Below are 12,674 nucleotides of genomic sequence, written 5' to 3' on the forward strand. Positions count from 1 at the left end.
CGGCCTTTGTCTGTCCCGACCTTGGCGCCTCATGTCCTTCCTCGGAGTCCCACCATCGAGGAGTCCTCCGCCAAACCGGCGCCGCACACGAGATCCGCCACGCGTGCCTCCCCTGCCAACTCGCAACCCCAGCCCCGCAGCCATCCCCGAGTGCACCTCTACTCGACGGCTGCCGCGGCCTGCCACGCACCCGGGCGCATGCCGGTCGCCTTGCGGAAGAACACCGAGAAGTTCGATGCGTCGGGGAAACCGAGCATGGCGGCGCAGCGAGCCGCGGTGAGGCGGTCGTGCGCGAGGAGCCGTTTGGCCTCCAGGACGATCCGGTCGACGATGTACACCTTCGCCGTGCGGCCGGTGACCTGTTGCACCGCTCGTGAAAGGGTGCGCGGCGCGTATCCCAAGGCACGGGCGTAGTAGCCGGCGGCGTGGTGCTCCCTGAAGTGTGCTTCGACGCTGGAGCGGAACTCCTGGAACACCGGGTGCGCGGACAGGGCTTGGGCCTGCGGTGGCCGCAGCCGGGCAATGAGCGCGGAGAGCAGAATCGGGGGCAGCTCCGTCGGGGCGTTCTCGGGGACAGCGGACGCCTCGAGGAGGAGATGGTCGCGCGCCATTTCGACGAAGGGCCAGTCGGCGTCGGGGACGCTCCAGTGCGCGACGAGGTCCGGGGACGCAACGAGCTCCCGGGTGGCGTGGGTGACCGGCGCGGTCGGCACGTACAGCACGAGGTGCCCCGCCACACCGGCGATGTCGTCCCACCGGTGTACCGCGCCGGGTGGAATCCATACTGCGGACCGTTCCTTGAGCGGGTGGTGGCGGAAGTCCACCGTGACTGTGCCGTGCCCGGCGTCGACGACGGCGAGGACATGGAAGTCGGCGCGCTGTGTGCCGCCGTCGTTCAGCTCGCGGAGGCGGTCGAACGTCATCGTCTCGACCGCGGCGGCGCGGTGCCCCGAGGGTTGGTAGGTCATCTGCCGGATCACGCGCACGAGTCCATTTTTCACCATGGGGTGACCAGTCGCGCCGATGCCCCGGCCGGGTACGGAGTGTTCGATGAACACAAGGGGCGATCGCCCAGCACGCCGACCGGAAGAGCCACTGTGAACACGCCGCAGCAGACGCACCTGCCCGCTTACGACCACCGGCCCGGGACCGGGCCGACCCTGGTGTTCCTGCACTACTGGGGTGGTTCCGGCCGCACCTGGGACCTCGTCGTCGACCGCCTCGCGGACCGTGACACGCTCACGGCCGACTTCCGAGGGTGGAGCCGGTCGAGCGGTCTGCCCGGCCCGTACACGCTCGGTCAGCTCGCCGACGACATGCTCGCCGTGCTGGCCGACGCGGGGGTCACCGACTACGTCCTGGTGGGGCACTCGATGGGCGGCAAGGTCGCACAGCTGATCGCGGCCACCAGGCCCGCCGGCCTGCGCGGCATCGTCCTGGTCGGCTCCGCTCCGGCGAAGCCCGCCGCCGCACAGATCACTGACGAGTACCGGGAGACCCTTTCTCACGCCTACGACTCCGCAGAGTCCGTCGCCGGGGCACGGGATCACGTCCTCACCGCGACCGAATTGCCCGCGTCGGTCGAGGCACAGATCGTGACCGACTCGCGGAACGTCACCGAAGCGGCCCGCACCGAGTGGCCGCTGCGCGGCATCGCGGAGGACATCACCGAGCACACGCGCATGGTCAGCGTTCCCGCCCTCGTGATCGCCGGGGAGAACGATCAGGTCGAGCCTGTCGATGTGCTCCGGTGCAATCTGGTGCCCTATCTTTCCCACGCCGACTTCATGGTGATCCCGCACACCGGTCACCTGATCCCGCTGGAAGCCCCGGCCGACCTCGTCGACGCCATCACGGCCTTCCCGCCGGCATCCTGGCCATCCGCGCGGCCTGGCGACTGACTTCGTCCCTGATCACGCGCCTGACTCCCCGCATGACAGGCCATGCCCTTGTCCCGTCGCAGGACTTGCACTACGTGAACCTGTCCACCACCAGCGCCGGGCGCGGACAGGCGCGCCAGAGGCGGCGGCTACGGACCACTCACTCGGCATGGCCGCAGTGCTTGAAACTGGTGCGCTCATATCCGGTGCGGCGGCGGCCGGGGCGGCGTACTTCTCCTTAGCCGACCGTGGCCTTTTCCGTTCTGCCCCCGGCCGTCCCTGAGCGGTCCCTGTACGGACCCGGAAAAGCCCCTGACGCGGGCAGCACATGGGCGGCAGTGCGTCTAACGTGACGACGGTGCCCCGGCCGGGTCCGCATGTCAGACACAACTGCTCTCTTCACGAGGGGGATCCATGCCGTTCAGGGGTAGATCCGCACTGCGGCGCGTCGTCGCGCGGGGCACGGCCCTGGCCGTGGGAGCCGCCATGGCCGCCATCACCGGCCTCGCCGCCGCTCCCGCGGTCCACGCGTCGCCGTCTCTCACCGGGGTCCTCCGATGGGCACCGTGTGACGACCCGACAAAACCGGGAGCCGAGTGCGCGACTCTTTCAGTGCCGGTCGACTGGGCCCACCCGGACGGGCCGAGCCTCGACCTGGCCGTGGCCCGCCGCAAGGCCACTGACCCCGGCGCACGCGTCGGCTCGATGGTGTTCGGTCCCGGCGGGCCCGGCGACTCGGGTGTGGAAACGGTGGTGCGCCGCATCAGCCGGTTCAGCCCCGAGATCCGCCGCAGGTTTGACATCGTCAGCTTCGACCCGCGCGGCGTGGGCGGCAGCAACGCGGTGACCTGCTCCGGTGACGTGCTCGCCGAGCGGCCGTCACCGGAGCTGAAGAGCCAGGCGGACTTCGACGCCACGATGGCGTACAACAGCCGTCTCCGTGCCGACTGCCGGGCCCGTACCGGACCGGTGTTCGACCACCTTGACACCGCCCAGACGGTCCGGGACGTAGACGCTCTCCGGGCCGCCCTCGGCGAGCGAAAACTGACCTTCCACGGAAGCTCGTACGGCACTCTGCTCGGCGCGCAGTACGCCGAGACCTTCCCTCACCGCGTGCGTGCGATGGTGCTGGAGAGCGTCATGGACCACGGTGTCCCGACCACCCGTGACTTCCTGCGGTCCGAGGCGGCCACGGCAGAGGATTCATTCCAGGAGTTCGTGCAGTGGTGCGAGGGTGCCTCGGAATGCGCGCTGCACGGCCGTGACGTCCGCGCCGTCTGGCAGGGCTTGTTGGCCCGGGCCGGGCGCGGCGAGCTGGAGGACCCTGCGAAGCCGGGAACCTCGCTTTCGTCGTCGGATCTGGTCAACAAGATCGCGTTCCGGAGGTTCTACGGTGCCGACTACGCGGGCCTGGCGACGGCGGTCGCGGGGATGGACGCGAGCAAGCCGCTGCCCGCGGCGCCCACTTCAATAGCGCCGCTGCATCCGGCTACCCCGGTCTTCTGCTCGGACTGGCGTCTGCCAGTGCGCGACTACCGGGAGTACTCCTCGCTCGTCGCCATGATGAACAAGACCGCGCCTGACCTGCCTTACCTGCTGCCGATACATATGGCAGCGGCGTGTCTGGGCGCGCCGACCGCCAACCCGCAGCACCGGTTGGACGCACACGGTGCCCCGCCGGTGCTGGTGTCCAACGCGCTGCACGACCCCGCCACCGGCTATCCGTGGGCGGTCTCGGTGGCTCGGCAGCTCGGCCGCAGCGGTGTGCTCCTCACCTACGAAGGCCACGGCCACGGCAGCGTCACCAGCGGCCCGTGTATGGAGGAGGCCGTGAACAGTTACCTCACCGACCTGGCAGTCCCACCACGGGGCACCAGCTGCCCCGCCGTGCCGTCCTGACAGTTGCCGCCCCGGATCCGCCCGGAATGCGGATCCGGAGCGGAGGGGGCTGGTCGATCCCGGTCCCCACCAGAGGTGACCTGTGTCGTTCTGGCGCCGGGATTCGCCAGCCGCAGCGTGTACGACCAAGGAGCTGCCGACGGCGTACGTCGTTGCGATGGCGGAGCGGCGGTGGTCGGCCAGTGTGGAGTGCAGGCTTCGTGCAGCCGAGGGTGGGGGTGAACTGCACCGCCAGGCCGGCCGCTGTCGTGGAAGTACACCTCGTCCAGGCCTTGGCAATGATGCCGCGCCGCTGCTGTTCCCCGGCGCCCGCGGCTGTGGGCCACGAGCCGGCGCCGGACGTGGGCAGGTGGGAAATGAACGGTCAGGCGGCGCAGCCGACAGTCGTCGGTGGAGCCGGGGACGGCGGTGCACCCGAAGCGGGCAGGGGTCTCGACGCGGACCCGGTATAGGTGGCAGCCTGCCGCCTGGCTGCCGCAGAGGGCCGCGGAGAGATCCCGTGCAATGAGGCTGCGGGCACGGCGGAACAACTGGGCGACGAGACCACGCTGAAGCTGACGCCCAGGGGTCGGCATCACGGCGCGTACGACCAACCCGGCTGCGTTGCGCCCCCCGCGTACGACTACCTGCTGAACGGCAAGTTCCCCCATGGACGGGGCGGGCCGCTCCTGAGGGATGACGATGGATACACTCCTGCGCCGGAGGCGATCACGGGGTGAGTGACATGAACGAGGCGCCCGCGGAGCCGGGTTGGCTGCGCCGGACGCTGCCGCACAGCAGGCGCGGCCGGTTGGTGCTGATATCCGCGCTGGTGCTCGTGCTGGCGGGTACCGGGCTCGGTACATGGGCGGCGGACACGTGGCCGTGGCCGAATGACCGCTACTGCTGGGGCGCCTGGGAAGAGGACAGCGGTCCGGGCTTCCTCGGCGACGAGGCCTTCGGCGATGATGACGACGGGTCACGCACCGGCAGGGAGACGGCGCCCACGCGCGAGCGTCCGACCGGCAGCTGCGAGGTCGCCATCGCCAGCGACTACAAGAGCAGTTACGACGGCGACAAGGTCACCACCGACCAGAAGGTGTCCGTCGAGTACGGCCCGGTCCCCAAGGCCGCGGAGGCCCGGCTCGCGATGGTCCAGGACGGTTTCCTGGGCGGTGACATGGTCCCGCTCCCGGACGGCCTGCCGGGCACGGTGAACGGGCGCGGTGGCCTGCTGGTGCTCCCGAAGTCCTGCGATACGCAGGATGGCCGGCCGACCGTCGTCACCATGCACGCGTCCGGCACGTACACCAGCGGCCCCTCGTACACCAAGAATGATCCGGCCGACCTGGGCGGCGCCCGGCAGGCGGCGGTACTGCTCGTCGCGGCCGCCAACCGAGCGATGACGGCGGCCGGTTGCGCGCCGGACGAGCCGCTGAGGGTCAGCTCGCCGCTCTACGACCTGCCGGGCAAGCAGGAGCGCCACTTCAGCCCCTCCGACGACGTCTGCGGCATCCGCGGCCTGCGCCTCGGTACGGCGGACACCGAGGACCAGATCGGCGCGGTCACCCGCGACCTGCAGACATGCAGTGTCCGTGGCAATCGCGACGGCGTGCCGTACCTGAACCTGGCGATGGTCGCGCAGCCCCGGCTGGCCGCGGTGTTCGACGGCATCGCGGGCGAGCGGCCCGCTGCCCGTGGCTGGCGCGGCACGGGCACCCTCGGCAAGGAGCACGCAATCGTACGGGCCGACTGCGCCGGCCGGCCCGTCATCTTCTTGATGGGCCTGTCCACCGACCCCGGCCACCTGGCCGTCTTCGCCAACGCGGCCGCGGCCCGCCTGGGCTGCGCCCCCATCGCCCCCAAGGGAGCCGACCGGTGAGCAGCACCGCGGACGAGCCGAACCGATCCGAGCAGCCCCCGCCCGCCGAGCGGGAACTGCTCGGCCAACGGCGCCTGCACTGGTGGCACTGGCGCAGGCTGCTGCGCGGTCGGATACGGCCACTGCTGGCCGCGAGTCTCGCCGGGATGCTGCTCGGCGCCGGCGGCATGGCATGGCAGACACAGGCCGGGCCGTTCGCGCCGGACGAGGTGTGCTGGGGCGCGCTGTCCCGCGACGACCTCGCCGCAAGGTTCCGCGAGCCGGACGACGTCAAGGCCGTCGAGGCTCCCGTGCTGGACGGCGGGCAGTCCATGGACGGTCCCACCGGCAGTTGCCAGTTGACGAACAGCGACGGCGACGCATGGGCGCTCACCGCCCGGGTGCACCGGCTGGATGACCGCAAAGGCGACGACGGCCAGTGGGCCGACGAGTTCCTCTCCGCCCGTCTCACCCCGCTCGGCGGCGGCCTGCTGGGCATGGCCTCGGACAACCGCGCGTGGCTCGCCCTCCCGGACGGCTGCCTGGGGCGCCCCTCTGACTTCGACGGGCCGACCGTCGTGGACATCGCCCGGGGCAGCTGGATCAGCGACATGGAGCCGCGTACCGAGGAGCGGGACTGGATGGCCCGCGTGGTCGTGAAGCTCGTCAACAAGGTCAGCGCGGACCTGGGCTGCACCGGCACGATCGCCGATCCGGTAGAACGCCTGCCGAAGGCCGCCCGCTACACCCACACGGAGAAGCCGGACGCGCTCTGCGGCATCAAGGGGCTGACCCTGGGCAAGAAACGCAAGCCGGCCCATTACCCCATGATCACCGACGGACACGGCCCGGTGCGCACCTGCGACCGCGACATCACCGGCTCGCAGCCGGAGGAGCGCCTGATGACCGTCGAGGACCCGCGGCTGGCCGCGATCTTCACAAGAATGGCGCTGCACGAGGGCGACCAGGTGAGCTCTGCCGTCGGCTACGGCAGCCTCGGCTCCAACCTTGGTATCTTCCGGGTCCGTTGTCAGACGGGTGAGACAGTGTTCCTCGTACAGATCAACAAGGGTGAGATGAGCGCGGACTTGCGCACCCTCTTCCCCCGCTACGTCGAGACCGAGGCCGCCCGCCTCGGCTGCGGCCCGCTGAAGCTGAACCTGCCACGGCCGGGCGGGGGGCGCTGACTCCCACCCGGCCGCCGTGCCGTCCGCTGCCGCAGGTCTGTCGGCCAGGGTGAGGCGGGGCGACGGCGTTTCACAGCCACACTCGCCCGATTCGCCGCCTTGTTTCGACCGAAACCAGGCCATCCAACTTTGGCTTCGCTGAGGAGAAGTTGGGGGGCGGCTCCTACGTTACGAACATGCCGTACGCGCTTGAACAATCCGCAGATAGTGTCAGGCACTGGTCCCTTGGGCCACATGACAAGCACCCTGGCGATCAATCTGCACCCAAGATGAGCAACTGGCTGGCGTGGTCGTGTCGCACAGGGCCGAGCCCCATCCGGTCGGAAGGACCTCCCGGCTGTAGGGCGGCGGGTGCAGGGCAAGACGTCGTAGATCCGTGCAAGTTCCACGTCCGCTGAATGCGTTGTCGTCCACCACCTCGTCACCGCGCTCGACGCTTTGCGGGCGATGGTCAGGAGAACGAGGATGCATCGGCGTGAACGAACGCATCGCCCTGGGCGAGGTCGTCGATCTCCTCGGCCCGCACGGCGGAGAAGCCGGCCAGCCGCAGGATCCCGATCAAGGCTGGCTGCATGAGGACAATGACTTCGGCATGGCGCTTCCACTCCGGCGCCGCCGGGTCCTGCCGTTCGATCACTGCCTGCCTGGCAGCCTCCGCCAGTTCTGGGGCACTCCAGCGCACGTAGAGACCACCGGCGTGCTCGCCCAGGCTGTCGTTGACCTCCACCAGCGCGCCGGGCTGACTCACTACTTCGGGACGCTGGACATACGCGGGAAGACCGGCGCGGTGGAGTTCGCGGCAGACCCGGCCTGCCAGCTCGTGCCCAGCGGCAATGACCTCCTCCGCAGCAAACGGGTGACCGTGTGCCTCGGCTTTGGCCCGAGTCTCGGGGTCTATGTACGTCACCGACTATCTCCAGGTGCGAGGTCATCTTCGATGGTTAGGGTTGAAAGTCGTAGTCTCCGGTTGGGAGCGAATCTACGGCGGCTACCGTGGCACCGGCCTGCTCATCCCGCACCGCCGTGAACGCGACCAAAGCTTGTCCCGTAGCAACCTGTGTGGGATCAGGCTTGGTTGCGGTCCGGTGAGGCTGCGCACTCCAGCCACTCTTCCACCACGTCGTGGGACTCGTCCAAGGCTGGATCACGAGTTCCATCAGGTGCGTATGCCGGAGTCCGGTCTGCGCGCAGTGGCAGGTGGGCGCAGTACCAGGCCCGCTTGGCGCCCGCTCGCTCTGCGTCCGTACCGGTCTGTAGATAGTTGAGCAACGCCGTCATGACCCGGCGCCGTCCGAATGCGTAGAGCGCCGGCTCGACGAACCAGCGGCAGAAGCTGGGGTCCGGGTCGTAGACGGCTGCGGCCATCAACGGCATGAAGATCTCTTCGGGCAGACCGGCGCGTTCGAGAAGCGGCTTGCGCACCGCATGGGCCAGGTGCCGCGCCTGTCGGTCTTCCGGCACGCTGGCCGCGTGGTCGATGTTGAGCAGCCGAGCAACCTCGGTTGCTGATGACAGGAATGTGGGTGCTTCTGCCTCGTATCGCTCTTTGTCGGCCATGGGCATCATTCTGGGCCCGATCCCGGACCAAGGGGCGACGCTGGTTGCTGATCCGTGGACCATGGTCGACTGCTCAGCGGCCTCGCCCCGACTGAAACGATCGCAGTGTGGCTGGAGTGATCACGGCGTCGGTGCCGTCCTGGATAGGTCCCTTCACGGCCATGAGCCCGTGCTGCTTCGGCAAGTTGATAGCTGAAGTACGACGTGAGCAGACTGCGGATCACCGGCGCGGCTTGAGGTCAAAAAAACGGATGCCGGAGAGAACGTCGAGCGAGCCGGCCTGGGCAGCGCGGATGCTGTGCGCGGCCTGGGGTCCTGCGCCAAGGGTGCGGCGGCCTGTCACGCCGTCAGCGTACGGGCAGCGCTCCGGTGGCCAGCGGCGCTTGTGTTCAGCGGTCGCGGGCCAGTTGGTCCAGGTGCGCGTCCAGCAGGACCTCGTGCAGCCGAGGCCGCACATCGGTCTCAGTCCACGCTCAACCAGCCACCGCCGGCGACGGGTCATGCCCGAGCTGGCCTGGATCATGCACGCTCGTCGGTATGTGCGGGACTACGAAAGGCTCTTTCAGCATGTCGTTGATCACTGAACAGGCATCACACTCATGACCAGGCCAATTATCCGCCCAAGCTCGCGCCAGAAGCGGACGGCCGGCGTCACGCGAAGCCCAGGCAGCCGCGGTGGCCGAGCACGGCCAGTGGGACGGTGTCCTGCCGCAGCACCGGCTACTGGCCGAGTGGCACCCCAGCGAGGACGAACCGACCCGCTTCTGGCTGTCCGACCTGCCTGGCAATACCTTGAGCGCGCCACTGCAACGGCGCACCGGCGTTCGTGTGCGCGCCGTCTACATGCCGGTGGAGAAGTCCATGGGGATCGGCGGCGGTGTCGGGATGTAGTGGCGAGCGAGGTCGGCGTCGCGGTTGTGAGGACCCTGACGACGAGCCTCCGGGTCGCCATACTCCTTGAGAGCCTGGCGTCCGGAAACGACGTCCCGAACGCGCATCACAACTCGGCCGAACAGGGTCTTCATCGGCGTTCCCCCTAGTGAATGTGGTCTTGTTGAGGAGAATGCACCGGCGGCCGGGGCGGATTCCAGCGACTTGAGCCGATCTTGAGCCTGGGCCGGTCCTCCAACGGATGTTCAGCTGCGCGGCTTCACCCATCGGCCTTCCTCGTCCACGCACCGATCGGGCCGTTCCCGGCTATCGGCGTTCGCGTGCAAGTGCACAGGGCGGTACGCGGAAACGTGCGACCCCTGTCGTGCGACGCAGAGCCTCAGTGGCCGATGGCTGTGGACTTCCGGCCCCACTCCCATCACTGGCAGATCATGCGGGAGGTGCGTGCTTCGCAGGTAGAAGCCGAATCCGTGGAACTCGGTGGTGCCCAAGTGCTGTGCTCAATGACGACTTGGGGTGACGGCTTCTTCCCGGTGATGGCCGATCTGCATTCGTCGGGTGACCTACCGCGCGGCATGGGTACGTAGCGCCGTATCTCGGTGAGCACTTTCATGTGTACGCCGACACCGGCCATCCTGCCGTTCGGCCACCGAGCAGACTGATCCAATCGACAGACCCCGTCCGACCGGCGCAGCCCTGGCTGCTGTCGCTCCTGTGCAGGCGCCGGCTCCCGTCGCGGTCACACTCACGTTCGTGACGGCGTCCAGGGGCCGCAGGCTGAGTACCATGCACACCCACGATTGAGTACCTGGCCCACTGTGCCGGGTCCGCTGAACGGCGTTGGATCGAGGCATGAACGCAACAGCCCACTCCCCAACTCCTCCGGCCCAGACGACTGTGGGAAAGGACCACTCTGGTTTCTGGTCCATTCTGTGTGCCGTCCTCTTCGTGCCAGCGGCTCTCACAGCCGGTGTGTTGACGCTGGCCTCCGAGCGAGCGTCGCGTTGCCTGACATACGGTCAGCAGTGCGTCTCGGGACTGCCTTCTTGGCTGTTCAATGTGGGCGTCGGCCTCGGTGCCGTCGCCTGTGTCATCGTCCTGGTTACGTCCGTCGCACGGGTGCGGCAGGTGGCGCTCGCCGCCCAGATTCTTGGCGAGTGCATGGCGCTGCTGGTGATCCTCAGCCATGTGTGACCCGATGGCTCGATTCCTTTCGGCGGCGGGGCATGGTGGGTCTCACCAGGTCGGCACGTCACTTGTCACCAACAGCACGGAAGGCACGGCAGTTGTCACCGGTTGGAGTTCTCGGCCGTCATCTGGCTTGCACGACGAGTCCGCGTGGCCGAGCGACTCAGCTGTCTCATAGAGCCTTCTTGCCCAACCGCTAGGAGTCGAGGGGGACGCTGTTGCGTCGGGTCTCGGCGAGGTGGATGTCGATGTACCGCGCCAGGATCAGTGCGTCCTGAGGCTCGTCGGCCTGGAAGGCGACGCGACGCAGCAGGCTGACCCCGTCGAGCGCGACGCCCTCGCGGGCGAGGACGAAGAGAAGGGCGAGGAAGGCGGACCGGGCGTTGCCGTCGTCGAAGGGGTGAAAGAAGCACACGTCGAGATAGGCGCGTGCAGCCCGGGCGGTGAGGGGAAGGGGCCGCTCGGTGTGGCGCGCGCTCTCGGCCAGACAGGCGTCGAGGCGGGCGCGGGTGTCCGGGCTGACGCCATAGCGTTCCCGGCCCCCCTTGGCGAAGGCCGGCAGGTCGCGGAACGGCGGCGGCTGCGATGTGCCCAGGACGTACCGTTGCCAGCGCTGGAGCAGTTCGAAATCGAGCAAGGCGCCGCTCGCCGCGTCGGCCCGTAGCAGTTCCAGGGCTGCGAGCAGGCCCCGTGCGCGGGCGGGATCCAAGGCGCCGTCGAAGGCGCGTATGTCCTCCGCCGCGCCGTCGCGCGAGGGGGCCACCGGTTCGTCCCCGCCGCCGTCCGGGGCCTCGTGCCAGGGCACGGTCGCGCGCACCGCGATCCAGCGCTCGAGGTGGTCCGGCACGGGCCCGGCGGATCGTGCGCCGTCGTCCGGCCGCAGCGACTGCGCGAGCCGCTCCGCGACATCGTCCACCAGCACCGGGTCGGGGCCGGTCCAGCTCTCGAACCGGCCTCCGATCGCCTCGTCGACCAATTCCTCCGCGACCTCGGAAGCAACGCCCCAGCGGCTGAGGAACCAGGTGAGCACTTGGTGGCAGTGCCCGTACCAGCCGCTTCCGCAGCCGGTGCGGTCGGTCACCTGCAGGATCAGGTTCCGGGCGGCGCGCTCCCACAGGATGCGCTGGTCCTCGACCTCGGTCAGGTCCAACGGGTACGCGTCGAACCACCCGGCGAGGCTTTCCAGCCACTCTCGCCACTCGCACAGGGCCGCGACGACACGGGCGAGCGTCTCCTCAGGGGCGGTGATCGAGTCCCGCGGGCAGCACCAGTTCCCGACGGGGCCTCCGTCGAAGTCGCCCTCGTCGTGAGCCCAGCGCCAGCCCACGGTCCAGCGGCCGTAGTGCTCGGCGAGGGCGTGCGACATGGCGTCCGCCCAGGGTCGTCCCTCGCCCCGGTTCCAGGCACTCATCGCCGGGTCGCCGAAGGCGACGTCGGGGCGGCTGGGCACCCTTCGGGCAGGCCCGAGCGACCGCACCACCTGCGGCGCCGACGTGCGATCGAACAAATGCCGGGCAGGGCTCACATCGTCCCAGGTCAGAAAAGTTGGGGCCAGCTCCACAATCACCGCGCAAGCCTGCCCGTCCACCCGACTGTGGTTCAAGCGGAGCACCGCAGGGCCTGGATATTGTTTCGGCTCACACATCTGGGCAGGGCTGTTCCGGCCGCGGTTGCTACAGGTCGAACTCGACGCGCTCGATGTCGGTGAAGCGGACCTCCTCCAGCGATCCGGCGCGTCGGCCGCCGTCCTGGAAGTACATTTCCCTGAGGCCTTCGGCGGCGATCTGCTGGAGCTGCTGATCGCCGGCGCCGGCCTGCTGGGCGTCGAAGAGACGCGCGGCGTACTGCGGTGGGAGCGCGACGGTCAGGTGTCGGATGCGGGCGTCGTCGGTCGAGCCGATCGGCGCGGTGTAGCCGATGCGGGCGCGGGTGTCGATGACGATGCCGCCAGTCGTCGCGGCTTTCTGCCGGGCCTTGGCTCGGATCTGCGGCTGCCACCGCTTCTTCACTTCGCGTTCCATCCGGGCGGCGAGGTCCGGGCGGGGCTTCTTGATCTGGCCCTTCACGTACCGCTCCACGGTGCGCTGGGAGATCCGAAGCAACTGAGCAACCGCCTTGGTGCCCTTGAGCTGTGTGACCAGGTACCGCATCTGCGCGCCCGCGCTCTTGGGCGCGGGGCGGGTGAACGCCTTCTGCACCGCGGCGTCCAAGCCGTCCCCGAACAGGCTCATC

At 69.1% G+C, this 12,674-nt stretch carries 11 protein-coding genes; 6 read left to right on the top strand and 5 right to left on the bottom strand.

The window, feature by feature from the left end; translation table 11 throughout:
- Positions 1-158: 158 nt before the first annotated feature.
- The gene (locus tag FHS34_RS36505) at positions 159-1,004 is read right to left on the bottom strand and encodes a helix-turn-helix domain-containing protein (RefSeq protein WP_184973717.1); all 846 of its coding nucleotides are present in this window, start codon (positions 1,002-1,004) and stop codon (positions 159-161) included.
- A 93-nt stretch (positions 1,005-1,097) separates the two neighbouring features.
- On the opposite strand from FHS34_RS36505, the gene FHS34_RS36510 reads away from it, so the two are divergent.
- The 4 genes from FHS34_RS36510 to FHS34_RS36525 all read left to right on the top strand — a co-directional run bounded on the left by FHS34_RS36510 (position 1,098) and on the right by FHS34_RS36525 (position 6,806).
- Positions 1,098-1,901 (top strand): alpha/beta fold hydrolase, encoded by an 804-nt coding sequence (locus FHS34_RS36510; protein ID WP_184973719.1) that lies wholly within the window; start codon positions 1,098-1,100, stop codon positions 1,899-1,901.
- Between the two features lie 393 nt (positions 1,902-2,294).
- Positions 2,295-3,779 carry an alpha/beta hydrolase gene (locus FHS34_RS36515; RefSeq protein ID WP_184973721.1) on the top strand — a complete coding sequence of 495 codons (1,485 nt, stop codon included), beginning with the start codon at positions 2,295-2,297 and terminating at the stop codon, positions 3,777-3,779.
- A gap of 724 nt (positions 3,780-4,503) precedes the next feature.
- Entirely contained in the window at positions 4,504-5,640 is a 1,137-nt protein-coding gene (locus FHS34_RS36520; protein ID WP_225817790.1) for a hypothetical protein, read from the top strand.
- Entirely contained in the window at positions 5,637-6,806 is a 1,170-nt protein-coding gene (locus FHS34_RS36525) for a hypothetical protein (protein WP_184973723.1), read from the top strand. Before FHS34_RS36520 ends, FHS34_RS36525 begins: the two co-directional genes overlap by 4 nt.
- Positions 6,807-7,257: 451 nt before the next feature.
- Here FHS34_RS36525 and FHS34_RS36530 read toward each other — a convergent pair whose 3' ends face one another.
- Together FHS34_RS36530 and FHS34_RS36535 are read right to left on the bottom strand one after the other, a co-directional pair.
- Positions 7,258-7,713: a hypothetical protein gene (locus FHS34_RS36530; RefSeq protein ID WP_184973725.1), complete on the bottom strand. Its 456-nt coding sequence runs from the start codon at positions 7,711-7,713 to the stop codon at positions 7,258-7,260.
- A 158-nt stretch (positions 7,714-7,871) separates the two neighbouring features.
- Positions 7,872-8,363 carry a hypothetical protein gene (locus FHS34_RS36535; RefSeq protein WP_225817791.1) on the bottom strand — a complete coding sequence of 164 codons (492 nt, stop codon included), beginning with the start codon at positions 8,361-8,363 and terminating at the stop codon, positions 7,872-7,874.
- Between the two features lie 675 nt (positions 8,364-9,038).
- Here FHS34_RS36535 and FHS34_RS36540 point away from each other — a divergent pair.
- Together FHS34_RS36540 and FHS34_RS43570 are read left to right on the top strand one after the other, a co-directional pair.
- Positions 9,039-9,254 carry a hypothetical protein gene (locus tag FHS34_RS36540; RefSeq protein ID WP_184973727.1) on the top strand — a complete coding sequence of 72 codons (216 nt, stop codon included), beginning with the start codon at positions 9,039-9,041 and terminating at the stop codon, positions 9,252-9,254.
- A gap of 1,059 nt (positions 9,255-10,313) precedes the next feature.
- Positions 10,314-10,448: a hypothetical protein gene (locus FHS34_RS43570; RefSeq protein WP_263978480.1), complete on the top strand. Its 135-nt coding sequence runs from the start codon at positions 10,314-10,316 to the stop codon at positions 10,446-10,448.
- Positions 10,449-10,638: 190 nt separating this feature from the next.
- Here FHS34_RS43570 and FHS34_RS36545 read toward each other — a convergent pair whose 3' ends face one another.
- A complete protein-coding gene (locus tag FHS34_RS36545; RefSeq protein WP_225817800.1) occupies positions 10,639-11,967 on the bottom strand; it encodes a Fic family protein in 1,329 nt (442 codons plus the stop codon).
- A 148-nt stretch (positions 11,968-12,115) separates the two neighbouring features.
- Positions 12,116-12,673, bottom strand: a complete 558-nt coding sequence (tpg, locus tag FHS34_RS36550) for a telomere-protecting terminal protein Tpg (protein WP_184973731.1) — start codon at positions 12,671-12,673, stop codon at positions 12,116-12,118.
- Between the last annotated feature and the right edge of the window lies 1 nt (position 12,674).

Source organism: Streptomyces echinatus (assembly GCF_014203595.1).
Taxonomy (GTDB): Bacteria; Actinomycetota; Actinomycetes; order Streptomycetales; family Streptomycetaceae; genus Streptomyces; species Streptomyces echinatus.

Coding starts and splice junctions, on each gene's coding strand:
- FHS34_RS36505 (WP_184973717.1), bottom strand. CDS start 1,004: ATGGTGAAAAATGGACTCGTGCGCGTGATCCGGCAGATGACCTACCAA.
- FHS34_RS36515 (WP_184973721.1), top strand. CDS start 2,295: ATGCCGTTCAGGGGTAGATCCGCACTGCGGCGCGTCGTCGCGCGGGGC.
- FHS34_RS36520 (WP_225817790.1), top strand. CDS start 4,504: ATGAACGAGGCGCCCGCGGAGCCGGGTTGGCTGCGCCGGACGCTGCCG.
- FHS34_RS36535 (WP_225817791.1), bottom strand. CDS start 8,363: ATGGCCGACAAAGAGCGATACGAGGCAGAAGCACCCACATTCCTGTCA.
- tpg (WP_184973731.1), bottom strand. CDS start 12,673: ATGAGCCTGTTCGGGGACGGCTTGGACGCCGCGGTGCAGAAGGCGTTC.